This window comes from Streptomyces niger, assembly GCF_000718305.1.
Taxonomy (GTDB): domain Bacteria; phylum Actinomycetota; class Actinomycetes; order Streptomycetales; family Streptomycetaceae; genus Streptomyces; species Streptomyces niger.
In genome coordinates this window covers 252,088-276,796 of sequence record NZ_JOFQ01000001.1, presented here as the reverse complement: position 1 = coordinate 276,796, position 24,709 = coordinate 252,088, and the positions used below count along the sequence as shown (strand labels likewise).

Below are 24,709 nucleotides of genomic sequence, written 5' to 3'. Positions count from 1 at the left end.
CGACACACGAGAGCTGCGCACCGCGTCGGGCGCACCCTTCCCGCGCACTCCCCGTCGTACCGCTCACCGTACGCCCCGTTCGCCGTACCTCGCCGTACGCCCCCACCACGTACCGAAGTACCGCCGTACCCGACATCCCGAACTCTCAGCCGAGGAGATCCGCATGACTGAGACATTCACCAGCCGGCCGGCCGCCGGGCTGGACGACAAGTCCCTGCTCAGGGCGTACCGGACGATGCGGACGATCCGCGACTTCGAAGAGCGGCTGCACGACGAGTTCGCGACCGGTGAGATCCCCGGCTTCGTCCACCTGTACGCGGGCGAAGAGGCGTCCGCCACCGGAGTGTGTTCGAACCTCGACGACGACCGGGACTCCATCTCCAGCACCCACCGCGGGCACGGCCACTGCATCGCCAAGGGCGTGGACGTGAAGGAGATGATGGCCGAGATCTACGGACGTACCACAGGGTCCTGTCACGGCAAGGGCGGCTCCATGCACATCGCCGACCTGAGCAAGGGCATGCTCGGCGCGAACGGCATCGTCGGTGGCGGGCCGCCGCTGATCTGCGGCACTGCGCTCGCTGCCAAGCTGCGCGGCGACGGCGGCGTGGGCGTCGCCTTCTTCGGCGACGGCGGCAGCAACCAGGGAACGACGCTGGAGTCGCTGAACCTGGCGTCGGTGTGGAACCTGCCGGCCGTCTTCGTCGCGGAGAACAACGGTTATGCGGAGGCCACCTCGGCCGCGTGGTCCGTGGGCGGAGGCGACATCGCCAACCGCGCCGCGGCCTTCGGCATGCCTGGCGTGATCGTCGACGGCTTCGACTTCTTCGCCGTGCACGAGGCGGCGGCCCAGGCCGTGGAACGGGCCAGGAACGGCGGGGGCCCGACCCTCATCGAGGTCAAACTCACGCGGTACTACGGCCACTTCGAGGGTGATCAGCAGACCTACCGGTCCACGGAGGTGGCAGAGGCCAGGGAAAAGCTGGACTGCCTCAAGCGGTTCCGCCGCACAGTGACCGGGTCGGGGCAGCTGACCGACGGGCAGCTGGACCAGGTGGACGCCGAGGTCGCCCGGCTGATCGACGAGGCGGTGGAGGAGGCCAAGGCAGCGCCGCAGCCGACCCGTGCCGACCTCGACACCGATGTGTACATCTCGTACTGACCGCTCCAGCACCGACATACCCAGGGAGGCAGAACCGTGGCACGCACGATCAGTTATCGCGAGGCGCTCAACGAGGCGCTGATGCAGGAGATGGAGCGGGACGCATCGGTCATCGTGATGGGCGAGGACAATGCGGGCGGGGCGGGCGCGCCCGGCGAGCCGGATGCCTGGGGCGGCGTCCTGGGCGTGACGAAGGGCCTGTACGGCAAGTTCCCGGGGCGGGTGCTGGACACGCCGATCTCGGAGTCCGCGTTCGTGGGCGCGGCGGTCGGCGCCGCGACCCGTGGCTTCCGTCCGGTTGCCGAGCTGATGTTCATCGACTTCATGGGCGTCTGTTTCGATCAGATCTTCAACCAGGCCGCGAAGTTCCGGTACATGTTCGGCGGCAAGGCGGTCACCCCGGTCGTCATCCGCGCCATGTACGGGGCCGGACTGCGAGCCGCGGCCCAGCACTCACAAGCCCTGTACCCGCTGTTCACCAACATCCCGGGGCTCAAGGTCGTCATCCCCTCGTCCCCGTACGAGGCCAAGGGCCTGATGATCCAATCGATCCGGGACGACGACCCGGTGATCTTCTGCGAGCACAAGGCGATGTACGACACCACCGGTGAGGTGCCGGCCGAGAGCTACACGATCCCCTTCGGCGAGGCCAATGTGGTGCGCGAGGGCGACGATGTGACGATTGTTGCCTTCGGGCGGATGGTGTCCGTCGCCGCACAGGCCGCCGACGAACTGGCGAAGTCCGGGGTGGGCTGCGAGGTCATCGACCCGCGGACGACCAGCCCGCTGGACGCGGACACGATCATCGAGAGCGTGGCGAACACCGGGCGTCTCGTGGTCGTGGACGAGTCCACGCCGCGCTGCTCCATGGCCTCCGACGTCTCCTCGCTGGTCGCCAAGGAGGCGTTCGGTTCGTTGCGCGCGCCGATCGAGATGGTGACCGCGCCGCACACGCCGGTGCCGTTCAGCCCCGTACTGGAGGATCTGTACGTGCCGGACGCGCAGCGGGTCGTCAACGCGGTCAAGACCGTCACCGGCTGGGAGCGTTGATCATGCCTGACGAGCGTACGACCGAGGAGCGCATCGGCCGCGTGACGATGCCCAAGTGGGGCCTGTCGATGAAGACCGGCAAGATCATGGAATGGGTTGTCGAGGTCGGTGACGAGGTCGAGAGGGGCGACGACCTCGCCGAGATCGACACCGACAAGATCGCCGGCACGCTGGAGAGCGACCACGAGGGCGTCCTGCGGCGCGTCCTCGTCGAGGCGGGCTCGGATGCGCCGGTCGGCTGCACCATCGCGGTCGTGGCCCCCGAGGACGTGCCGGACTCCGAGATCGACGCGGTCGTCAAGGAGGCCGAGGAGCAGCTGGCACGTGGAGTCGCCGAGGGCGAGGAAGGGCCGCGGCAGCAGACCGTGGAGGTGGCGGGCCGCACCATCTCGTACACGACCCTGGGTGAGGGCTCCGGCGACGGTGACGGCGACGGCGAGGACGAGGCGATCGTCCTGGTCCACGGCTACGGCGGCGACAAGAACTCCTGGCTGTTCGTGCAGGAACCGCTGTCCGAGGGCCGTACGGTGCACGCGCTGGACCTGCCGGGGCACGGCGACTCGGCCAAGGACGTCGGCGACGGCAGCCTGGCCACCCTCGCGGACACCGTGACCGGCTTCCTGGACGCGCTGGGCGTGCAGCGGGCCCATCTGGTCGGCCACTCCATGGGCGGCGCGGTCGTCACTGCCGCCGCGGCCGCCGCACCCGAACGCGTACGATCGCTGACCCTGGTCTCGCCCGCCGGGTACGGCCCGGAGATCGACGCCTCCTACCTGCGCGGCTTCGCCTCCGCCGCATCCCGGCGCGAGCTCAAGCCGCACCTGCTGAAGCTGTTCGCCGACCCGGGCCTGGTCAACCGGCAGCTCGTGGACGACTTGCTGAAGTACAAGCGCCTGGACGGAGTGGACGGTGCGCTGCGGACACTGCTCGGCACGCTCCTGGACGGCGACGAGCCGGCGCTGGACGTGGCACCGCTGCTCGCGCGGACGACCGTCCCCACGGTCGTGGTCTGGGGACGCGCTGACCAGGTGATCCCGGTGTCCAACGCCGAGTCGTCCGACGCCCTCAAGCAGCACGCGACCGTCCATGTGGTCGACGAGGCGGGGCACATGGCCCAGATGGAAACCCCGGCGGCCGTGGTCTCGGCCGTACAGGAAGCCGTACAGAAGGCCGGCGAACAGGCCGCCGGCCGCGCCTGAACCGCCGCCGGCGCGGAGCGCGCAGAAGATCGCGCCCGCACCGCTCCGCGCCGGCGGCCACCAACGGCCCGCCCCGCCGTGCGGCGGGCCCACCGCACACACTCCGACAACCAGGAACGGGATCATGCGCGCTGCTCTGTACCGAGGCCGTGGCAAGGTCGAGATCACCGATGTGCCGGAGCCGGACTGCCCGCCCGGACACGTCAAACTGCGGGTCGCGCACAACGGGATCTGCGGCACGGATCTCCACGAGTACTACGCCGGACCGATCTTCTTCCCCACCGAGCCGCATCCGCTCACCGGTGCCACGCTGCCGCTGGTCATGGGGCACGAGTTCGCCGGCACGGTGGTCGAGGCGGGCGAGGGCGTCCGCAACGCCGCGCCCGGCGACCGGGTCACGGCCGAGCCGCTGTACGTGTGCGGCAGCTGCGCGCCGTGCCGCGCGGGGCGCTACAACGTCTGCCGGCAGATCGGCTTCCACGGGCTGATGGCGCACGGCGGCATGGCGGAGTACACCGTCGTACCGGAGCGCATGCTGCACCCGTTGCCGGACGAGGTGAGCTGGGAGCTGGGCGCGATGGTCGAGCCGATGGCGGTCGCGTACCACGCGGCCCGCCTGGGGGAGGTCGGCCCCGGCGACCACGCGGTGATCTTCGGCGCCGGCCCGATCGGTATCGGGGTGTGGTTCGCGCTGCGCGGCGAGGGCGTCGAGGACATCACCGTCGTCGAGCCGTCCGCCGAGCGCCGGGCCGCCATCGCAGCGCTCGGCGCGGCGGATGTGATCGATCCGCGGGAGACCGACCCGGCGCGGCACGTCATGCGGCGGACGAAGGGCGCGGGGGCCGCGGCGGCCTACGACGCGGCGGGCGTGGCGGCCGCGGTGGACTCGGCGCTCGGCTGCCTGGGCGCCCACCGGCCGCTGGTGTCGGTCGCGGTGTACGAGCGCCCGCTCACCACCGACCTGCTCAAACTCGTCCTTTCCGAGACCCGGATCCAGGGCTCGCTCTGCTACACCGCGCAGGACTACCGCCGGGTGATCGACCTGATGGCCGCGGGCCACTACGACACCGCGGGATGGGTCAGCCACATCCCGCTGGACGCGCTGTACGAGGAGGGATTCGCAGCCCTGCACGCCGGGGCCAAGATGAAGGTCCTCGTCGACCTGTGATCAACGTTCCCGTCGACCCGTGAGGTGGTAACGCCGTGCCTACCGAGCCCCTGACGCTCTCCCGGCCGCACCAGGCGCTCCGTCTGCTCCGTGGCGAGGGATTTACCCCACCGCACCCGCGGCGCACCATGGAAGGGGCCGGTGGCCCCGCCGGCCGCCGTACCGGCCAGGGACGACTGGAGAAACGCGTGCGGAACGTGCATCTCGACCCGGCGATACCGCCCGGAGGCACCGACCCCAGGCAGTACGCCCGCATGCTCACCCGCGCCCACGAGGCCGTCCTCAGCGGCGAGCGGCCGTCCACCCCACCACGCCCGGTGATCATGCAGTCCTGGGAGCGCGTGGCCGGCAGGGGCGTGGACCCGGACCACGGCGGGGACGTCGGGCCCCTCAGCGCCGAGGAGGTGGAGCGACAACGCCGCGCCTGCGGTTTGAGCGACGCGCTGGAAACCCTCCGCGACGGCCTGCTCTCCGTCGCGGACGCGGCCCGGCACATCCTCGTGGTCGCCGACAGCGAGGGCCGGGTGCTGTGGCGCGGCGGCAGCAAGGCCGTGCTGGCCAGGGCCTACGACCTCGGCTTCGTCGAGGGCGCATGCTGGTCGGAGGAGGCCGTCGGGACGAACGCCATCGGTACCGCTCTGGTGGCCCGCCGCCCGGTGCAGATCCACTCCGCCGAGCACTTCGTCCGTACGCACCATGCCTGGACCTGTGCGGCGGCCCCGATCCGGGACCCCAAGGACGGCCGGCTGCTGGGTGTGGTCGATGTGAGCGGGCCCGCCACCACGGTGCACCCCAGCACCCTCGCCCTGGTCGACGCGGTCGGGAAGCTGGCCGAGGCACAGTTGCGCACCGCCCACGTGCGCGAGCTGGAGCGGCTGCGAGCGGTCGCTGCGCCGCTGCTCGCCCGGATCACCGGGCGCGCGGTGGTCACCGACCGGCACGGCTGGGTGGCCGCCGTATCCGGACTCGCGCCGTTGGACCGGCTGCTGCTGCCCAGCCGGGTGTGCGACGCGCAGGTCTGGCTCCCCGCGCTGGGCCGGTGCACGGCCGAGCCGCTGCCGGGGGGCTGGCTGCTGCGGGTGATCGAGGAGGAGGCCGCGGCGCCGTTGCGGGCCGTGCTGGATGTCCGGCACCCGCGTCAGGCGGTGCTCACCGTAGAGGGCCCCAGCGGCAAGTGGAGCCACGATCTCAGCCCGCGCCACGCCGAACTGCTGCTCGTCCTGGCCGCGCACCCGGGGGGCCGCTCGGCCGCCGACCTCGCCGAGGACCTGTTCGGCGAGCGGAACCGCACGGTGACCGTGCGGGCCGAGGTCTCCCGGTTGCGCCGCCGGCTGGCCGGGCTGCTCCAGCACCTCCCGTACCGCTTCGCCGACGGCGTGGCCGTCGACGTCCTGCGTCCTGCGGATCCGGGCGCGCTGCTGCCGCACTCGACGGCGCCGGGCGTGTGCCGACTGCGCGCGATGCCGCAGCCGCCGTCGCACTCCACGCACGACCGGGGCTGACGCGCGCCCTTCGGCACCGCCCGGTCACCGGCCTCGCCGGCCCCGCAACCGTCCCTCAAGACCGTCCCTCAAGACCGTCCCTCAAGGCTGCCTTCATCGAGGCTGCCGCTCTCCCAAGGACCCGCCATGACCGTCGCACCGGAAGGGCGCAGACTGCTGCGGATCGAGTCCCGCAACAGCCGTGTGCCCATCGAAGACAAACCGTCCTGGATCCGGGCCAGGGCACGCCAGGGCCCGCAGTACACCGCACTCCAGGACCTGGTCGTCCGCGAGAACCTGCACACGGTCTGCCAGGAGGCTGCCTGCCCCAACATCTTCGAGTGCTGGGAGGACCGCGAGGCGACCTTCCTCATCGGCGGCGACCAGTGCACCCGGCGCTGCGACTTCTGTCAGATCGACACCGGCAAGCCGCAGGCGCTGGACCGCGACGAGCCGCGCCGAGTGGCCGAGAGCGTGCGCGCCATGGGGCTGCGCTACGCCACGGTCACCGGAGTGGCCAGGGACGATCTCGCCGACGGCGGCGCGTGGCTGTACGCCGAGACGGTCCGGCAGATCCACGCGCACAGTCCCGGTACGGCGGTGGAGATCCTCATTCCCGATTTCCATGCCCGCCCTGACCGCCTCAACGAGGTTTTCTCCGCCCGGCCGGAAGTCCTGGCCCACAACCTGGAGACCGTCCCCCGCCTCTTCAAGCGCGTCCGCCCCGGCTTCCGCTACGAGCGGTCCCTCGCCGTCCTGACGGCCGCCCGCGCGGCCGGACTGGTCGCCAAGTCCAACCTCATCCTGGGCATGGGGGAGGAGCCGGGGGAAGTCGCGCCGGCGCTGCGTGACCTGTACTCGGCGGGGTGCGAACTGGTCACGATCACCCAGTACCTCCGGCCCTCCCCGCGTCACCTCCCCGTCCAACGCTGGGTGAAGCCCGCGGAGTTCGTCCACCACCGCGAAACGGCCGAAGCGATCGGCTTCGCCGGGGTCATGTCCGGCCCGCTGGTCCGCTCCTCCTACCGCGCCGGACGCCTGCACGCCCGGGCGGTCGCCTTCCGCACGCACACCGAGCACCGAGTGGAGTCCTCGTGAACGGCACCGACCTCGTCATCCTCGGCGGCGGACCGGGCGGCTATGCCTGCGCCTTCCGCGCCGCCCAACTCGGCCTCTCCGTCGTCCTCGTGGAGCGGGACAAGCTCGGCGGGACCTGTCTGCACCGCGGCTGCATCCCGACCAAGGCGCTGCTGCACACCGCCGAGGTCGCCGACACCGCGCGCGAGGGCGTCCGGATAGGAGTGAAGTCCTCGCTCGCCGGCATCGACCTCGGGGCCGTGGGCGCCTACAAGGATTCGGTGGTGGACCGCCTCCGCCAGGGCCTGCGGAGCCTGGCCGACGCCCACCGCATCACCTTCGTCAAGGGCACCGGCGCGCTGGTCGCCCCCGGTACGGTCGAGGTCGACGGGCGCCGCTGTGCCGGCCGTCATGTCGTCCTGGCCACCGGTTCGTACGCCAGGTCCCTGCCGGGCGTGGACCCCGGCGGCCCGGTCGTCACCAGCGACCAGGCCCTCGCCCTCACCTCCGTACCGGATCGTGTCATCGTCCTGGGCGGCGGCGTCATCGGCGTCGAATTCACCAGCCTCTGGCGCTCGTTCGGCGCGGAGGTCACGATCGTCGAGGCCCTCCCCGGCCTGCTGGCCACCGAGGACACCTACGCCGCCAAGCAGCTCGCCCGGGCCTTCCGCCGCCGCGGCATCAAGGTGAAGACGAAGGCACGAGTCGCCACGGTGGACCGGACGGCACCCGACGGCGTATCGGTCACCCTCGAATCCGGCGACGTCCTCTCCGCCGACCTCCTCCTGATCGCCGTCGGCCGCGCCCCGAACACGGTGGGGCACGGGTACGAGGAGAGCGGCGTGGCCCTGGACCGCGGCTTCGTGGTCACCGACGACCGCCTCCGCACCAGCCTCCCGGGCGTCCGTGCCGTCGGCGACCTCGTCAGCGGCCCCCAACTCGCCCACCGTGGCTTCCAGCACGGCATCTTCGTCGCCGAGGACATCGCCGGTCTCGACCCGAGCCCCGTCCAGGACACGGCGATCCCTCGCGTCACCTACTGCACCCCGGAGGTGGCCTCGATCGGCCTGACCGAACACGCGGCCACCGACGCGTACGGCACGGTCGAGACCGTCACCTACGACCTGGCCGGCAACGGCAGATCCCAGATCCTCGGCGCCTCCGGCGGCATCAAGCTGATCAGGGCCCCGCACGGCGCGATCGTCGGCGTGACCATGGTGGGTGACCGCGTCGGCGAACTGATCGGCGAGGCCCAGGTCATCCTCGGCACCGGCGCGACCGCCAAGGACCTGGCGTCCCTCGTTCACGCCCACCCCACCCAGAACGAAGCCCTGGGCGAGGCCCTGCTGGCCATGGCGGGCAAGCCGCTGCACGCCCACGCCTGAAAGCGGGCGCGCTCAGCCCGTCAGGCCGGATGGACACCCCCGGCGCAGCACTGCCAGCTCGCTTCTGATGCCAACGGCATCATGCACGTGACCGCGAAGGACCTGGGCACGGGCAGGGAGCAGAAGATGACCGTCACCGGCGGCTCCGCACTGCCCTAAGGGCGACATCGACCGCATGGTCCGCGAGGCCGAGCAGTACGCCGAGGAGGACCGTCGGCGGCGCGAGGCGGCGGAAACCCGCAACCGGGGCGAACAGCTTCTCCACACCACCGAAAAGCTGATCAAGGACAACGCCGAGCACATTCCGGCGAAGGCGAAGTCCGAGACAAGGCGGCCCTGGGCGACTTGAAGGAGACGCTGAAGGGCGAGGACACCGCCGCAATCCGGCAGGCGATCGACCGCACGGAACAGGCCGCACAGAAGATCGGCACGGCCCTGTACGAGAAGTCGCGGACCGAACAGGCGACCGGCGCGGCCGGGGCATCGGCGGGGGCGGCACCGGCGCCGGGGCCGAGGACGACGTGGTGGACGCAGAGATCGTCGACGACGACAAGCCGGAGGCCGGCCGGCGATGACGGCGAGTGGGCCGCAGGGCACCGAACTGGCACGGCTGCGGCGCCTGGTGCGAGAGCGGACCGCCGACCTGCAGCGGGTGAAGGCCGAGTACGACAATTACCGTAAGCGGGTCCGGCGGGACCGCCTGGCCGTGCGGGAGATCGCAGCGGCCAACGTCGCGGACGCTGCTGCCGGTCGTGGCCGCCGTGGACCGGGCATGCACGCACGAGCCGCTGACCCCGGGCCTGAAGGACATCGCCGACAGCCTGCGGAAACCCCTCGGAACGCTCGGCGTCACCTCGCTGGGCGAGGTGGGCGATGCGTTCGACCCTGCCTGCCACGAGGCCCTCGCCCCACCACGTCTCCCCGGGCGCAGACCACCTGGTGTGCTCGGCGGTGCTCAGCCCCGGCTACCGGCTCGGCGACCACCTGCTGCGCCCGGCCACCGTAGAGGTCACCGGGCCGGCCCCGCCCGCGAGGAGTGGCCCGGGGCGGGAGCAAGACATCCGGCTGTCCTCGGCCCCGGCGGACAAGCCGCCCTTGCCGACCGGGCGGAGCTGACAGCCGTGCCCGACACGCAGGCCCGTGCGCCTGCCGGGGCGCCAGGAAAGAGGGCATCGCATCCGAGCCGCCACGCATGTTGCGTAAGCGGAGGTGACGAGACGATGCAGCACCACGAGTTCCTTGTTCGTGTACGCGAGCTCGGCGAATACCGCAACCAGGCTGAATACCGCAACCAGGCTGAAGCCGCGAAGGTCACCGATGCGTCGCCGAGCGCGCCGGCGCCCGGCCGCGCACCGCGCAGTGGGACGCCGGCGCGGTCCTGACCACCCTGGCCGATGCCGTCTTCGGCGGCGAGCTGAACCAGATCCTCGGCCGGCCTGTGTGGATACTGGGGATCATGCGTATGGAGATCGATCCACAGAAGGTGTCCCGCAACGACTTCTACCGGCTTCTGACGGCGACGGTGGTGCCGCGGCCGATCGCCTGGGTGTCGACGGTCGGGCGAGACGGCGCGGCGGCGAACCTGGCCCCGCATTCGTTCTTCACCATCTCTGCCGTGTCGCCGCCGATCGTGCAGTTCACGTCCGTGGGGCGGAAGGACTCATTGCGGAACGTGGAGGCGAGTGGGGAGTTCGTCGTGAACCTCGCGCCGGAGGAGTTGTTCGAGCAGATCAATGACACGGCGACGGACTTCCCGCACGGTGTGAGCGAGTTCGAGGCGGTGGGGATTGCCACGGAGCCGAGCCGGTTCGTGAAGCCACCGCGGGTGGCTGCGTCACCGGTGGCGCTGGAGTGTGAGCTGCACAGTACGTTGCGGTTCGGCGACTCCACGGTCGTCTTCGGGCGGGTCGTGCACGCGGCGGTGGCCGAGGACGTCATGGCGGACGGGCATCCGGACATTCGCAAGCTGCGTCCGCTGTCCCGGCTGGGGAAGGACGAGTGGGGCACGGTGGGGGAGGTGCGGGAGATCTCCCGCATCCGGTACGCGGACTGGGACGGGCCGTTGAGGAGCGGGGGTGAGGCGCGGTGAGTGTGCCGGAGCGCGGTGAAGGTTGCTGGGGCGTAGTGGGGCGTAGTGGGGCGTGGTGGGGCGTGGTGAACGGGCGGCACGGTAACGGCCGATGTGCGGGAGGTGGGGGGCTGCGCAGCGGGCAGGGGGCGCCGAGTTGGGCTGAGCGGGCAGGGGCGTCATGGCGTGTTTCGGTGGGGGCAGCGTGGTGGTCACTTCTGTGTGGGGGAGTGGGCTGACACTCTCTGAGCGCACTCTCTGAGCGCACTCTCTGAGCGCACTCTCTGTGCCTCGCAGGATGCGTGCGGGGGGAGACACGTGGCTGTCGGGAGACGACGTGGCTGTTGCGGAAGCCGTACGGACGGATGCACTCGCTGATGCGTCTGCGGGGAGGGAAGCCGGTGCGTCTGCGGGGAGGGGTGCCGATACGTGTGCGGACAGGGCTGCCGATGCGCGTGCGGAGGTGAGTGAGCAGGTGGGTGGCGGCCGGATCAGCCGGCGGCTGGCGTTGCGAGTGGCGGGCGTGGCCGTTGCCGCTACCGTGCCGATGGCGGGCGGGGGCACTGCCCAGGCTGCTGCCATGGCCACCGGTACGGGGGTGGGAGAGCAGGGGCGGGCCGGTCGGCGGTTGCGGACGATGACGTTCAATCTGCGGTACGCCTCGGACGAGCGGCCGAACTCCTGGGCCCAGCGGCGTCCGGTCATGCGCGAGCTGCTGCGGCGGGAGGCGCCGCATCTGCTGGGTACGCAGGAGGGGCTCTACGGGCAGTTGCGGGACATCGCAAACGATCTTGGAGTGCGGTACGCCTGGCTGGGGACCGGGCGGGCCGGTGGCAGTCGTGATGAGTTCGCGGCGATCTTTTACGACACGCGACGACTTCGGCCTGTCGAGTACGACCATTTCTGGCTGTCCGATACGCCGTACCTGATCGGCTCGGCAACCTGGGGCAACACCGTCATTCGCATGGTCACCTGGGTGCGCTTCCGCGACCTGGCGCGCGGCGGAGAGTTCTACGCCCTCAACACCCACCTCGACCATGCGCACCAGGGCTCGCGTGAACGGTCCGCCGCGCTCATCACCGAGCGATTGCGTGCCATGGACGCGGCGCTGCCACGGGTCGTGACCGGTGACTTCAACGTCGCGGCGCACAAGAACCCGGTGTACGAGACGATGCTGCGCGGTGGCTCGCTCGTGGATTCCTGGGACGTCGCCGAGGCGCGCAGCGCGCAGTACGCCACCTTCCACGGCTACCGGCCGCTCGTGCCGGACGGTGACCGCGTGGACTGGCTGCTCACCTCGCCGTCCGTGCGCACGCTGCGGGCCGAGATCAATGTCTTCGCACAGGGCGGGCAGTACCCCAGTGATCACCTGCCGGTGCAGGCCCTGCTGGAGTGGTAGGGAGGGGCGAGGGGGCAGCCGCGTGAGGAGCAGGGCGCGAGGAGCGGCGGCGGGTCAGGGGGTGCTGCTGCCTCGTACGTGGAGGCCGGCCAGCAGATCGCGGGTCGCGGCGGTGATGGCGTCGACGGCCTGGTCGAAGACCTCGCGGTTGTGCGCGGCGGGCGCGCGGAACCCGGAAACCTTGCGCACGTACTGCAAGGCCGCCGCGTGCATGTCCTCCTCTGTCACATCAGGGGTGGTCGGTGGGCGGAGGGTCTTGATACTGCGGCACATGAGGCCAGTCTGCCCCGAAGCGTCGCCGGGCGCGCGGCACGGCGAGCGGCGGGGGGCCGCTTCCTCGCTCAGGCCGCTGTGACGATCTCGTTCCGCATGGCCGACGTCCAGGCCGTGAGGAGACGGGTGTACTCCGCGCGGTCCTCCGCCGTCCAGGCGCAACCGCGCCGAGCCCGGACGAACTGCCGTATGGAGTCGTTCGCTTCGGCGGCAGAAGGGCGGACTTGACCCGTAAGAGGCTCAGTTGCGGGGGTTGCGGACATGAGACACATGTTAGGGGGAGGGACTGACAATCGACCGTGAGTTATCGATGGGGAGCAACCACGCACGGAAAGCTGTCAGGGGGTGCCCTCCAACTCGCGCACGACGCGGGCCGGGTTGCCGACGGCCAGGACGTTCGCCGGGAGGTCCTTGGTGACGACCGAGCCGGCGCCCACCACGGTGTTCTCGCCGATGGTCACGCCGGGGCAGACGATCACTCCGCCGCCGAGCCAGACGTTGTCGCCGATGGTCACCGGCACGCCCTTCTCCCAACCGGCCCGGCGTCGCTCCGCGTCGAGTTCATGGCTGGGGGTGAGCAGCTGGACGTTGGGGCCGATCTGGACGTGTTCACCGATGGTGATGGGCGCGGCATCGAGGAAGACGGCCCCGAAGTTGATGAACGTACCGGAGCCGATGCTGATGAGGTACCCGTAGTCGCAGTGGAAGGGCGGGCGGATCCGTACGTCGGCACCGACCGAGCCGAGGAGCTTCTGCAGCAGCGCGTCGCGCCGGTCGGCGTCGTACGTGCCGGGCGTGTGACCACCGGCAGCATTGAAGGCGGCACACAGTTCGATGCGGCGCTCGGTGTCCGCCATGAGCTCCGGATCGTCCGCGATGTACCAGTCACCGGCCAGCATGCGGTCCTTGTTCTCGCCCACGGCGCTCCTTGGTGATCGGCCAGGAGGGTCACGGTCACGCACTCCTGGATACCGGTCCGGACGGTCGCCCCCGGGCGCGGTGCCGGCCCGGGAGATCGCTCCGAATGGATGGTCACGGATGGATGGTCACGGTTCCTGAGCGGGGTGGAGTCGTCAAGGACGGTGGGCGCTCGACGGGTTCACTCGAACGGGCGAAGCGTCGGGGGTGGAGGAGGCGTAAGCGCAGGTGAGGGTGGTGGCTCGGCCGTCCGGGGGCGGAGTGTCGTCGTCGGGGCGACGGCGGTTGTCAGTGGCTCCCGCTACGGTGAGCAATGTTCCTATCCGAGCTGCTGGCGCTACTCGGACCGGTCCCGCTCCCTGACAGCGCGGGGAGCGGGACCACCGGGAACGGCCGGCGGGAAGCGCCCGGATCGACCAGGGCGGAGTCGGCGCGGTACGGGGAAGAAGGGGGAGGTCTCAATGGACGAGGGCGCCGTCGAGGTACTGCTGTACCGGCACGAACAGGCCCTGCGGCACATACCGCGGAATGTCCGCGTGGGCGACCCAGGCCACGGCTGACAGCTCGTCCGGCTCCGCGACGTGTGCCTCGCCCGCGACCGCGGTGCACGCGACGTACGACAGCAGCCGGCCGGTTTCAGGGTGGAACCGCCTGCCCAGCACTCTCACCGCCCGCGAGCGCAGACCGGTCTCCTCCAGGGTCTCCCGCACCGCCGCCGACTCCGGTGTCTCACCCGCCCCGATCTTGCCGGCCGGGAACTGCCAGGCCAGCGGGCCTTGGGCGCTGTGACAGCGGATCAGCAGGACACGATCATTGCGTACGACCACCGCCGCGGCGATGGGCGGCCGGTCCGTGAGCTCGGTCATCGGGTCCCTCCCGAGGAGTGACGGTGTCGCTCACAAGCTTGCCCCGTGACGCCGACACGGGCACATGCCGGTGAGTACTGCTCCACGGTGAGTGCTGGTCGACGGTGACTGTTGTGGGGCGATGGCGAGTGCTGCTCCACGGTGAGCTACGGGTGCGCGCCTGCGCTGCCTCGGGAGCACGCCGGCTCCATCGGGCCCGGGGCGGGGGGCACGGCCGTGCGGGGCGACGAGGTGTCGTCGGGGTGCCTCTGGGCCGTCTCGGCGGCGGCGATGTCGCGGATGGCGATGACCCACGCCTCCAGCAACTTCTCGTACTCCGCTCGCTCATCCGGCCACAGCGGCCGGCCCTCGCGTCGGCGCATGAAGGCGCGGATCGCCTCATTCGCCTGGGCGGCGGGGTCGGTGGCCATGCGTCGATGCTAGGCGCGGAAACCTGTAGTTGGCCTGATCAGATGATGAAAGTTCTCTTAGTGGGCGATGTCGATATGTGCTCCGGCGGGGCCGGCGAACGAGATCTGTCGCCTCGCTCGAAGGGGGCTGTCTACCCGCCGGGACGGTGCCGGCTGTCGGCCTGCTGCCGCCGGGACATTACCAGCGCCTCCCGGCTCCGGTCGGGACGGCGGGAGTCTCTCCCGAGCAGGAGGCAACGTGTCCGACGACCGCGGCAACCTCGCCCTCGCCTGGCCCTCGTGGTCGCGACCGTCGCCGGAATGATCGCCGTGGCACACCCGGCGCTCATCCCGGCTCTGACCATCGCCACCGCCGCGTTCATGGCGATGTCGGCGTACCTGAAGAGGTGAGCCGTGGGGCGGCCGGAAGCGGAGCGGTATTCCGGCCGCCTGCCCAGGGTCGGGAGCCTGGGGTCGGGACGGGCCTCAGCCCGCTGATTCGCCCGCGTGGGGGCTGAGCACGCCGGCCGCGATCAGGGCGAACAGTGCGATGCCGAGCAGGACGCGGTAGATGACGAAGGGCATGAAGGACTTGGTGGTGATGAACTTCATGAACCAGGCGATGACCGCGTAGCCGACGACGAAGGCGATGATCGTGGCGAAGATGGTCGGGGGCCAGGCGACGTGGCCCCCGCCTGCGTCCTTGAGCTCGTAGACGCCGGAGGCCAGTACGGCGGGGATGGCGAGCAGGAAGGAGTACCGGGCGGCGGATTCGCGTGTGTACCCCATGAGCAGACCGCCGCTGATCGTGGCGCCCGAGCGCGAGACGCCGGGGATCAGGGCCATCGCCTGGCAGACCCCGAAGAGCAGGCCGTCCTTGACGCCGAGGTCGGTGAGCGTCTTGCGCTGCTTGGCGGCGCGGTGCCGGCCGCCGGTCTCGTCGCGCGCGGCCAGTCGGTCGGCGACGCCGAGGACGATGCCCAGCACGATGAGGGTGGTGGCGATCAGGCGGAGGTCACGGAACGGGCCCTCGATCGCGTCCTTGAGGGTGACGCCGAGCACGCCGATCGGGATGGAGCCGATGATTACCAGCCAGCCCATCTGGGCGTCGTGGTCCTGGCGCATCGCCTTGTTGCCCAGCGAGCGGGCCCAGGCCGAGATGATGCGGACGATGTCCTTCCGGAAGTAGATCAGTACGGCCGTCTCGGTACCGATCTGGGTGATCGCGGTGAACGCGGCGCCGGGGTCGTGCCAGCCGGCGAAGGCCGCGGTCAGGCGCAGGTGCGCACTGGAGGAGATCGGAAGGAATTCGGTCAGACCTTGGACAAGCCCAAGGATGAATGATTCAAACCAAGACATGGGTAGTACGCCATCCGGAAGGTGATCGTGCCGTGACCGGCAAACGTGCAGGTCGGCGGTGAAGTCGGGGTGCGGCCGTCGTCCGTGCGGCCGCTGAGCGTGCCGGTTCGGGGAAGTGGGTCGTGGTGGTCGTCCTCAGGCTGGCCCTTTGCTGGCGGGGCTGATGTCGTATCAGGTGACCTCGGTGCGTGGCACGGGACGCGAGCGCGACATGGGACGCGGAGCGCGGATCGTGCAGACGCACGTGCGGGTCACTGATGGCACAGCTGTTCTTCGGGTGGCTCGTGGGCGGGCTGCGGCGCGATCTTGCGCCGGTCGTAGGGCAGCGTAGCGCCCCGAAGTGTCCGGCAGGCGATCGGCCCGGTCCCGCGCGGGGCGGGGTGGCGGGGCCCGGATGCGGCGAAGGCCGCGCAGGGGGGGCGGGAGCTGCGACGGCCGCCCGCCCGCGGCAGGGCGTACCGCAAGTAACTTGGACCGGCGTAGCGCCGCTTCGACTTGACCGGCCGGGGCAGCCACCGGCGTAGCGCCGCTTCGACTTGACCGGCCGGGGCAGCCACCGGCGCAGCGCCGCTCCGACTTGACCGGCCGGGGCAGCCACCGGCGCCGGTCTCGCCGAACGTCGGGTCTTGCGCAGTTCTCCGTCCGGGCCTTGTAGCCCCGAGGGGTGGCTGTCGCCGGTGGCCGGCCTCGGGGCCGGCCCCCCGGCGTCGGCTACAGCCGTTCCAGAGCCGGCGCCAGCAGGTCGAGGGCCTGCTCCCAGCGGAAGCTGCGGCGGCCGCCGCCCGTGCGGGGCTGGTGCGGGGCGTAGTCGCCCAGCAGGACGCCCATGCGGCGCAGCCGGGCCAGGCTCTGCGCGTAGGCGGGGTGCGCGGCCTGCGCGGCGTTCAGGTAGGGCAGCGCCGCGATGGGGATGCCGATGCCGTGGGCCTCGCACAGGATGGCCAGGGCGAGGGTGTCGGCGATGCCCTGGGCCCACTTGTTGATCGTGTTGAACGTCGCGGGGGCGACCGCGATCGCGTCGGCGGGCGGTAACGGGCGTGGCTCGCCCGGCATGCGCCATGCCGACCGCACGGGGTAACCGGTCTGGGCCTCGATGGCGGCGGCATCGACGCACTCCCGGCCGCGCGGCGTGGCGATGACGCCGACGCGCCAGGTGCGCTGCTGCGCGGTCGCGATCAGCTTGCTGACGTCGTCGGCGATGCCCGCGGCACAGAGGACCACGTACAGGAACGGCCGCCGGCCCGCGGCGGCCGGGGCGGGGGTACGAGCCGCGGGAAGAGCCGGAGTGATCGCGGGGAGGGCCGACGTGGTCGCGGGGACGGCCGGAGTGATGGTGGGGGAGGCCGGAACGGTCGCAGGGCCGGCCGGCGTGACCGTAGGGACGGCCGGCGTGGTCGAAGAGGTCGACGGCGCCAAGTCGTCGGCCAGGCGACTGCCACCGACCGTCGGTGACACACCCCCGCGCTCGCCCCCGTCCTCGGCCCCGGCTCGGTCGCCGGGCCCGCCTTCCGCCCCCGCGCGGTCGCCGGCCCCGCCCTCGCTTTCCGTACGGCTCCCGGCCCCGCCCTCGCTTTCCGTACGGCTCCCGGCCCCGCCCTCGCTCTCCGTACGGCCCCCGAGGCCGCCCTCGCTCTCCGTACGGCCCCCGGGTCCGGCCTCGCCCGCCGCGCGACCCCCGGGGACGGCCTTGCCCGCCGTACGGCTCCCGAGGTCGCCCTCGCCTCGGCCGTCGCCCCCGTTCGTCTCCGCCGTGCCGCTTGCGCGGCTGTCCTGGCAGATCACGCCGGGGCTCCTAGGCGGCGGCTGAAGAGGTGCAGCTCCGGGAGGGCGCGGTGGCGGTCGCGGGCGGCCATGTCGGCGACCATTTCGCGTACCGCGGGCCGGCGGATGTCCTGGGACGCGCAGCGCTCGGCGATCCGCAGCGCCTGGAAGGCGTCGGCGAGCTTGCCCTGCTGGCTGTATGCGCGGGCCACGTCCACCCACAGCCCCGCGCGACGCTCCGGCACGGGGATGTTCCGGCGCATGAGGGGGCGTGCGGCCTCCAGCGCCTGCCCCGCGTCGCCGAGCGAGACGGACGCGCTGACGGTGTGCAGCTCGACGTTGGTGGGGCTGAAGTTGGCCCAGGCGTCCGGCCGGTCGTGGGAGACGTACCGGGCGACCTCGCGCGCCTCGTCGAGCAACTCGCGGGTGGCCGCCCGGTCGCCGCTGCTGCTGGCCGCGGTGACGCCGCGCAGCAACATCAGTCCGACGGCGGCCAGATACTGCGACGAACGCCGGTCGTAGGACCCGCAGAGCTGCTCCGCGGTGTGCCGGACGATCGTCACGGCCTGCGCGGCGTGCTTCTCGCGTACCAGGACGTGGGCCTGGACGCGGACGCTGGAGGCGAGTACCACCGGGTCCCCCGAGCGCTCGGCCTCCGCCATCGCGCGGCCGACCGCGAGCCAGGCGTTCCCGTGGTCGCTCTGCTTGAGCAGCAGGCCCGCCGCGGTCTGGTACGCCGTGGCAAGGAGGCCGGAAAGGTGCGGAATCTCGGCCGAATTGTGGTCGGCCGCGTTCCGCAGATCGGCGATCACGCCGGGGATCGTGCCCTCCAGTTCCTTGTAACTGCAGGTGCTGAACAGCCGGCGGACGGCGCTCACCCGTTCCTTGAGCTCGGCGAGTTTCAGTGCCGGCTTGGTGGGCGTCCTGCCCGGGCCGGGGAGAAGCGAACGGACCAGTTCGTCATGGGCGACGGGGGCCGGTACGTCGGGCGTCGCGAGCGCAGCGATGCTCGCGGCGAGGAAGGTGCGGCGGTACATGTCCTCTGCCTCAGGGTCGGCGGTGCTTGCATCCGGGGAGGCAGCAAGGCCGAGACTGTCCAGCGGAATACCGAGTACCTGTGCGACTTCACGCAACAATCGGGTGTCCTCGGTGCCCCGGCCGCCTTCCAGGCGGCTCACTTTCGACTGGTGATAGCCAAGGGCTTTGGCGACATCCGCTTGCGAGCGCTTCTTCAGCACTCGCGCCCGGCGGATCACTTCGCCCAGCCGCTTCGCTTCACTTTGTGCGTCGACCATGTGTGCCACGGCCCCTTTGCCGCCGCCGATCCTGACTGCTCAACCGAGCGTAATGAAACCATAATCGAGAGTGATGCAACTCCTGCATAAGTGATGCATCGCCGACGTCCGATCTGGCCACAGCGGTCGCATCGCTGCTTGCCTGAGTTGCCCACTCAGTCAGGAGGCCACTCATGCAAGCGCACGGGCTCAGCTTCTCCGTGCCTGGTACGCCCGCCGCCGCGGCAGCAGCGCGGCGCCGGGTAATGAGCGACTTACGGAGCTGGAGCGTGCAGTTCGACGCCCAGTCACTCCAGAACGTCGAACTGGTAACCAGCGAATTGATCACCAACGCGGTCCAGCACGCGGGCGGTGACCTCGTCGCCGTCAGTGCCCGGTTGCACGGCGAGGTCCTGCTGGTCGAGGTCTTCGACACCAGCGCTGAGCTGCCGAGCGCGGGCTTCGCGGACCTGGACGACGAGGGCGGGCGTGGGCTGTTCCTCGTCGCGGCGCTGTCCGCCAACCATGGTGCCGAGCGGACGCCGACGGGCAAGCGGTGTTGGGCGGAGATCCCGGTCGGCCGGGTGCCGCGTACGGGCACGCGGCAGGTGTCAGGAGGCAGCACGGCCACGCAGATGGCCGGCGCCAGGGTCCCTCTCCGATGCGTCTGAGGGAGCGGTGGCGAAAAGGGGAATGGCGCGTACCGTGTTGACGATTGACCGGAACTGAACGAAATCCTGGGGGAATGCTGTTCACCGTCGCCGACTTGTCACTTCTTGTCGCCGACGGGGGCAATAGGGGGCGCATTCAGGGGCGCATTGGCATCTGCAGGGCTATCTGTTCATCACGGCGATGAGTCGTCTGCCCATTGCGACAAAGGAATTGCAGATGTCGATGCAGGAGATGATGCGGGAAACGAATGCGGATGCAGTTGCACGAGTAGGTGCACGTGCGTGCGGTACACGTCACCCGTCCTGTTCCCGGGTCACGAATCCGAAGTGCCGCGCAATGCACCGCGCTTCCACCACGCCACGGCGACCGCCGCCAGCCCCGTGACGGCGATGAAGCCCATCGAGATCAGGAACGCGGGCGACGTGGGCGTGGACGCCTGCGCGCCGGCCACGACATATGCGGCGGTGTTCGGGATGCTGCCGAGCGCGGTGGCGAGCAGGAAGGCGGGCCACCGCATACGGGACACCGCCGCGCAGTAGTTGGTGGCGGCGAAGGGCAGGCCGGGAAAGAGCCGGATGGCCAGCATCGAACGGAAGCCGTGCCGGCTCAGCTGGCGATCGGCCGCGGTCAGCCAGCGGGCGCGGAGCAGCGGGCGCAGCGCGTCCTGGCCCAGCAGCCGGCCCAGGCCGAAGGCGAGCCCGGAGCCGAGCACCGTGCCGATCAGCGCTGCCGGGGTACCTGTCTGAGCGCCGAAGAGCGCCCCCGCCGCGGCGTTCAGCACGGGGCGCGGGACGAACGCCGTGGTGCACAGGCCGTAGGCGACCGTGAACAGCACCACGGCCGTGCCGCCGGAGAATTGCGGCGGCCACCCGTGAGCGAGCATGCGCTGCGGTTGCCATACGACCACGGCGGTCGCGGCGCAGGCCAGCAGAGCGACCAGCAGCCCCAGCCGGGACCACGGCGACAGGAGGAGCCGCGTACAGCGCACGGCGAAGGCGTCGGGCGGGGTAGCGGATTCGAGCATCAGGGGAGCGTAACCGAACCGGGTGTCAGAACGGTGTAATAACTGTGTACGGGTGACCGTCCGTGAGCAACGAGGCGGAGGAGACGGCCACAGGACGGCGTCGGCGCCGCGGACTCGTGCAGCGCAAAAATAAGTCGACGTGGCCGCGTCCGCCCGCGATCCTTTGTCCATGACCCGGTTCGCCTTCCACGCGCTCAGGTCCGCTGCCGCGGACGCGCCGAAGGCTGCCGTCACTGCCGTCAGGCCGCACGCCACCGACGTCGTTCCTCACGCCACCGCCGTCAGGCCGCACGCCACCGACGCGATTCCGCACGTCACCGAGGCCGTTCCGCACGCCACTGCCGCCGTTCCGCACCTCGCTGCCGTGGCAGCAGTCTCCTGCGCCGCACTCGGCGGCGTCCGAAGCTGACCCTTCCCGGACAGTCCGGCGGGCCCCGCAGGGGGAGGGTCGGCCAGGCCAGGGGGTCCGTACGGCGGCCGAGCCGCCGTCTCACCGCAGCACCGCGCCACCGCGGCGTCGTCACGCCTGCCCGGCGCGTGAGGAGATCACGTACCCATGTCGAGCACTCCTTCCCGCATTCCTTCCCGCACTCCTTCCCCCGCTCGCGCCCGCGGCGCGGCCCCCGGCGCCAAGTCGGCCTACCTGCGCACCAAGCCGCACCTCAACATCGGCACGATCGGCCACGTCGACCACGGCAAGACCACGCTGACCGCCGCCCTCACCAAGGTCCTGAGCGAGCGCGGCAGCGGTACGTACGTGCCGTTCGACCGCATCGACCGGGCCCCCGAGGAGAGCGCCCGCGGCATCACCATCAACATCGCGCACGTCGAGTACGAGACGAGCACCAGGCACTACGCGCACGTCGACATGCCCGGCCACGCCGACTTCATCAAGAACATGGTCACCGGTGCCGCCCAGCTCGACGGCGCGATCCTCGTCGTCTCCGCGCTCGACGGGGTCATGCCGCAGACCGCCGAGCACGTACTGCTGGCCCGTCAGGTCGGCGTGCGCCACCTGGTCGTGGCCCTCAACAAGGCCGACGCCGGCGACCCCGAACTCACCGACCTGGTGGAGCTGGAGGTCCGCGAGCTGCTGGTCGCCAACGGGTACGACGGCGAGCGCGTACCCGTCGTCCGCGTCTCCGGCCTGCGTGCCCTGGAGGGCGACCCGCGCTGGACGGCGGCCATCGAAGCGCTGCTGGACGCGGTGGACACGTACGTGCCCACTCCCGAGCGGTACGTGGACGCGCCGTTCCTGCTCCCGGTGGAGAACGTGCTGACGATCACCGGCCGCGGCACGGTCGTCACCGGAGCGGTCGAGCGCGGCCGCGTACGCAAGGGCGACCACGTGGAGATCCTGGGCGCGGTGGACGCGGCGCGGGCGACGGGGCACGGGGCGGGTACGGCCTCGGGCGCCGGCACCCTGTCCGTGGTCACCGGCCTGGAGACCTTCGGCAAGCCGATGGAGTACGCGGAGGCCGGCGACAACGTGGCGCTGCTGCTGCGCGGCGTGGCCCGGAACGCGGTCCGCCGCGGTCAGGTGATCGCGGCGCCGGGCAGCGTCACCCCGTACCGTGCGTTCACCGCCGATGTGTATGTGCTGTCCGCGGAGGAGGGCGGCCGTCGGACGCCGCTGTCGACCGGGTACCGGCCGCAGTTCTACCTCCGCACGGCCGACGTGGTCGGCGAGCTGGACCTCGGGGAGCGCGGCACCGCCCGGCCGGGCGAGACCGTCCACGTCACCGTGCGGCTGGGCCGCGGCACCCCCGTGGAGCCCGGCCTCGGCTTCGCCATCCGCGAGGGCGGCCGCACGGTGGGTGCCGGGGCGATCCGGAGCGTGCTGCCGGACGCGCGTTGAGAGCGGGGCGTGCCGAAGCTCCGGAACGGGGTCTCGGCACGCCCCTGGAGGAGCTTCCGCCGCGCCGTACCGTGCGCCGACACGTGCACCTGCACACCCGTGTTCACGTGCAGTTTCTTGTGCGGGAGCGCAAGTGCCCGGGCGTGCGCGCCGGGTCCGGATGGGGCCTGTCGGCGGCGCGTTCTCGATGGAAGACTGCACGTCCGGCGGACCCTTGGAGCACCGGATGCCCGGAGCGCCGGAAACGCCGGACGACTGATGAATGACGGACCATCGAGAATCGGGAGAGCGGCACGCATGGCGGGTACGGCGTTGGTGCTGGGCGGTGGCGGACTCACGGGCATCGGCTGGGAGATCGGGATGCTCGCCGGACTGGCCGAGGCGGGGGTGGACCTCTGCTCGGCCGATGTCGTCATCGGCACGTCCGCGGGGTCCCTGGTCGGCGCCCAGCTCACCTCCGGGCAGCTGACGTTGGAGGAGCTGTACGAACGACAGCTGGCCGGGCCTTCGAGCGGCCCTTCGGTCGGTGCATCCGCAGGTGCTGTGGGCATCGCACAAGGTGGCGGCGCGCCGGCCCGGATGGGGGCCGTGTCGATGGCCCGGTTCGCGGCCATCGCGCTGCGGTCGCGGGACGCGGTGACCTTCGGCGCGCGGATGGGGCGGCTCGCGCTGGCCGCTCGTACGGGGCCGGAGAACACCCAGCGCGCGGTGATCGCCGGACGGCTGCTGTCCCAGGAGTGGCCGGCCCGGCGGCTGATGATCACGGCAGTGGACGCGTACACGGGCGAGCGCAGCGCCTTCGACGGAGGCAGCGGCGTGAAGCTCGCCGATGCGGTGGCCGCGAGCTGCGCGGTGCCGGGTGTCTGGCCGCCCGTGACGATCGGGGACCGGCGGTGGATCGACGGCGGCGTCCACTCGTGCGCGAACGCGGACCTCGCCGCCGGGTACGGGCGCGTCGTCGTGATCGCCCCCATGGCGTCGGGCGGCGGCCCCGTCGCGACGCCTCGCGCGCAGGCCGCGCGGCTCGCGGCGGACGGTGCGGAGGTACTGGTCGTCACGCCGGACCGCGCCGCGCGGGCGGCCTTCGGCCGTAACGTTCTGGACCCTTCCAAGCGCGCCGCCGCGGCCCGCGCCGGCCGCGTCCAGGCCGCCGCGCACGCATCGGAGGCGGCCCGGGTATGGGCGGGCGGAGCGGACCGCTGACCCGAAGCCCGGCCGTACGCCACCCGCCCCCCGCCGGGCGGGCGGGTACGGAAGTCGCCCTGCGCACCGCACAATAAGACGGTGGCAGAGCGAAACGACGCGCCGGCAGCCGTCGGCGACCCGACAACTTCCGACCCCGGCACCGGCCTCGGCCCCGGCCCCGGCCCCGACTTCGGTTCGGCCCTCGTACCCGTCACGCGGGAAGTGGACTGCGGCACGGCCAAGTTGCTGCCGGACGTGGACAGGCCGCGTGCCGCGCTGCTGACCGTGGACGGTGCTCCGCAGTCGTACGTGGATCTGGACGAGCCGACGTACCTGGAGTTCGAGTACGCCCGCAGGATCGGGCACGTCCTGGACGCGGTGGCCGAGCCGGGCCGTCCGCTGGATGCGCTGCACCTCGGAGGCGGTGCGCTGGCCCTGCCGCGCTACCTCGGCGCGACCCGGCCCGGCTCCCGGCAGCAGGTGGTCGAGGCCGACCGCGGCCTGCTCGACCTCGTACGCGAGCATCTCCCACTGCCGCCCGACAGCGGCATATCCGTACAGGCCGCGGATGCCCGTGCCGCGTTGGAGTCGGCGCCGGAGGCCGCTGCCGACATCGTCGTGGCGGACGTCTTCGGCGGGTCGCGGGTGCCGGCGCACCTGACGTCGGCGGAGTACGCGCGGGCCGCCGGCCGGGCGCTGCGCCCCGGTGGCTGCTACGTGGCGAACCTGGCCGACAGCGCGCCCTTCACCTTCCTGCGTGGCCAGCTCGCCAACTACGCGGCGGTCTTCGCGCGGCTCTGCCTGATCGCGGAGCCGGCGGTGCTGCGCGGACGGCGCTTCGGGAACGCGGTCCTCGTCGCCTCCCAGGAGGAGCTGCCGCTGCCGGAGATCGCCCGGCGGGTGGCGGCCGACGCCTTCCCCGCCCGGGTCGAACACGGCCCGCGGCTGCGGCAGCTCATCGGCGACGCGCAGCCGGTGCGGGACGAGGACGCCGTCCCCTCACCCGCGCCACCCGCCGGAGCGTTCAGCGTGGGCTGACACCTTCGTGGCTGACAGCTTCGTGTCTGACACCTTCGTGGGTGACAGCTTCATGGGTTGACAGCTTCGTAGGGTGTTCCGTGGGTGATGGCTCCGTGGGGCA

Annotated in this window: 23 protein-coding genes and 2 pseudogenes; 17 read left to right on the top strand and 8 right to left on the bottom strand. The window is 71.5% G+C overall.

Annotation, left to right across the window (positions count from 1 at the left end; all coding sequences use genetic code 11):
• Positions 1–163 precede the first annotated feature (163 nt).
• The 12 genes and pseudogenes from IF20_RS01235 (at position 164) to IF20_RS01190 (ending at position 11,989) form a co-directional block, all read left to right on the top strand.
• Positions 164–1,162, top strand: a complete 999-nt coding sequence (locus tag IF20_RS01235) for a thiamine pyrophosphate-dependent dehydrogenase E1 component subunit alpha (protein ID WP_052863003.1) — start codon at positions 164–166, stop codon at positions 1,160–1,162.
• Between the two features lie 36 nt (positions 1,163–1,198).
• Positions 1,199–2,212, top strand: coding sequence for an alpha-ketoacid dehydrogenase subunit beta (locus IF20_RS01230; RefSeq protein ID WP_052863002.1), 1,014 nt, complete (start codon positions 1,199–1,201; stop codon positions 2,210–2,212).
• A 2-nt stretch (positions 2,213–2,214) separates the two neighbouring features.
• A complete protein-coding gene (locus IF20_RS01225; protein WP_052863001.1) occupies positions 2,215–3,411 on the top strand; it encodes an acetoin dehydrogenase dihydrolipoyllysine-residue acetyltransferase subunit in 1,197 nt (398 codons plus the stop codon).
• Positions 3,412–3,535: 124 nt separating this feature from the next.
• On the top strand, positions 3,536–4,579 hold the full coding sequence (locus IF20_RS01220) for a 2,3-butanediol dehydrogenase (RefSeq protein ID WP_052863000.1): 1,044 nt from the start codon (positions 3,536–3,538) through the stop codon (positions 4,577–4,579).
• Between the two features lie 188 nt (positions 4,580–4,767).
• Entirely contained in the window at positions 4,768–6,081 is a 1,314-nt protein-coding gene (locus tag IF20_RS01215) for a GAF domain-containing protein (RefSeq protein ID WP_052863455.1), read from the top strand.
• A 126-nt stretch (positions 6,082–6,207) separates the two neighbouring features.
• Positions 6,208–7,158 (top strand): lipoyl synthase, encoded by a 951-nt coding sequence (gene lipA / locus IF20_RS01210; protein WP_052862999.1) that lies wholly within the window; start codon positions 6,208–6,210, stop codon positions 7,156–7,158.
• A complete protein-coding gene (lpdA, locus tag IF20_RS01205; protein WP_052862998.1) occupies positions 7,155–8,522 on the top strand; it encodes a dihydrolipoyl dehydrogenase in 1,368 nt (455 codons plus the stop codon). The genes lipA and lpdA overlap by 4 nt, the downstream gene beginning before the upstream one ends.
• 66 nt (positions 8,523–8,588) lie before the next feature.
• A pseudogene (locus tag IF20_RS37195) lies at positions 8,589–9,097 on the top strand (Hsp70 family protein); the annotation flags it as partial.
• A gap of 298 nt (positions 9,098–9,395) precedes the next feature.
• Complete coding sequence (locus tag IF20_RS39715; RefSeq protein ID WP_234426444.1) at positions 9,396–9,638, top strand: nucleotide exchange factor GrpE; 243 nt, start codon at positions 9,396–9,398, stop codon at positions 9,636–9,638.
• A gap of 190 nt (positions 9,639–9,828) precedes the next feature.
• Positions 9,829–9,957, top strand: a pseudogene (locus tag IF20_RS40840) (DUF2267 domain-containing protein); the annotation flags it as partial.
• A gap of 21 nt (positions 9,958–9,978) precedes the next feature.
• A complete protein-coding gene (locus IF20_RS01195; protein ID WP_052863454.1) occupies positions 9,979–10,611 on the top strand; it encodes a flavin reductase family protein in 633 nt (210 codons plus the stop codon).
• Between the two features lie 526 nt (positions 10,612–11,137).
• A complete protein-coding gene (locus tag IF20_RS01190) occupies positions 11,138–11,989 on the top strand; it encodes an endonuclease/exonuclease/phosphatase family protein (protein ID WP_110943681.1) in 852 nt (283 codons plus the stop codon).
• Positions 11,990–12,043: 54 nt separating this feature from the next.
• On the opposite strand, the gene IF20_RS01185 is transcribed toward IF20_RS01190, so the two are convergent.
• From IF20_RS01185 to IF20_RS01155, 7 genes are all read right to left on the bottom strand, one after another.
• Complete coding sequence (locus IF20_RS01185; RefSeq protein WP_052862996.1) at positions 12,044–12,262, bottom strand: DUF2277 domain-containing protein; 219 nt, start codon at positions 12,260–12,262, stop codon at positions 12,044–12,046.
• Positions 12,263–12,600: 338 nt separating this feature from the next.
• The gene (locus IF20_RS01180) at positions 12,601–13,182 is read right to left on the bottom strand and encodes a sugar O-acetyltransferase (RefSeq protein ID WP_052862995.1); all 582 of its coding nucleotides are present in this window, start codon (positions 13,180–13,182) and stop codon (positions 12,601–12,603) included.
• 456 nt (positions 13,183–13,638) lie between these two features.
• The gene (locus IF20_RS01175) at positions 13,639–14,046 is read right to left on the bottom strand and encodes an NUDIX hydrolase (RefSeq protein ID WP_052862994.1); all 408 of its coding nucleotides are present in this window, start codon (positions 14,044–14,046) and stop codon (positions 13,639–13,641) included.
• A 146-nt stretch (positions 14,047–14,192) separates the two neighbouring features.
• A complete protein-coding gene (locus IF20_RS01170) occupies positions 14,193–14,456 on the bottom strand; it encodes a hypothetical protein (protein WP_052862993.1) in 264 nt (87 codons plus the stop codon).
• Between the two features lie 465 nt (positions 14,457–14,921).
• Positions 14,922–15,794 carry an undecaprenyl-diphosphate phosphatase gene (locus IF20_RS01165; RefSeq protein WP_052862992.1) on the bottom strand — a complete coding sequence of 291 codons (873 nt, stop codon included), beginning with the start codon at positions 15,792–15,794 and terminating at the stop codon, positions 14,922–14,924.
• Between the two features lie 711 nt (positions 15,795–16,505).
• Positions 16,506–17,084 (bottom strand): flavoprotein, encoded by a 579-nt coding sequence (locus IF20_RS01160; protein ID WP_052863453.1) that lies wholly within the window; start codon positions 17,082–17,084, stop codon positions 16,506–16,508.
• A 488-nt stretch (positions 17,085–17,572) separates the two neighbouring features.
• Positions 17,573–18,850, bottom strand: a complete 1,278-nt coding sequence (locus IF20_RS01155) for a helix-turn-helix domain-containing protein (RefSeq protein ID WP_110943679.1) — start codon at positions 18,848–18,850, stop codon at positions 17,573–17,575.
• A 173-nt stretch (positions 18,851–19,023) separates the two neighbouring features.
• Between IF20_RS01155 and IF20_RS01150 the strand changes: the two genes are divergently transcribed.
• On the top strand, positions 19,024–19,500 hold the full coding sequence (locus tag IF20_RS01150; protein WP_052862991.1) for an ATP-binding protein: 477 nt from the start codon (positions 19,024–19,026) through the stop codon (positions 19,498–19,500).
• Positions 19,501–19,814: 314 nt separating this feature from the next.
• Here IF20_RS01150 and IF20_RS01145 read toward each other — a convergent pair whose 3' ends face one another.
• Complete coding sequence (locus IF20_RS01145) at positions 19,815–20,525, bottom strand: TVP38/TMEM64 family protein (RefSeq protein ID WP_052862990.1); 711 nt, start codon at positions 20,523–20,525, stop codon at positions 19,815–19,817.
• A 169-nt stretch (positions 20,526–20,694) separates the two neighbouring features.
• Between IF20_RS01145 and IF20_RS01140 the strand changes: the two genes are divergently transcribed.
• From IF20_RS01140 to IF20_RS01125, 4 genes are all read left to right on the top strand, one after another.
• On the top strand, positions 20,695–20,934 hold the full coding sequence (locus IF20_RS01140; protein WP_052862989.1) for a hypothetical protein: 240 nt from the start codon (positions 20,695–20,697) through the stop codon (positions 20,932–20,934).
• Positions 20,935–21,081: 147 nt separating this feature from the next.
• Complete coding sequence (gene tuf, locus IF20_RS01135) at positions 21,082–22,383, top strand: elongation factor Tu (protein ID WP_110943678.1); 1,302 nt, start codon at positions 21,082–21,084, stop codon at positions 22,381–22,383.
• Between the two features lie 297 nt (positions 22,384–22,680).
• Positions 22,681–23,586, top strand: a complete 906-nt coding sequence (locus IF20_RS01130) for a patatin-like phospholipase family protein (protein ID WP_052862988.1) — start codon at positions 22,681–22,683, stop codon at positions 23,584–23,586.
• A gap of 204 nt (positions 23,587–23,790) precedes the next feature.
• Complete coding sequence (locus tag IF20_RS01125; protein ID WP_052863450.1) at positions 23,791–24,606, top strand: spermidine synthase; 816 nt, start codon at positions 23,791–23,793, stop codon at positions 24,604–24,606.
• Positions 24,607–24,709: the final 103 nt, after the last annotated feature.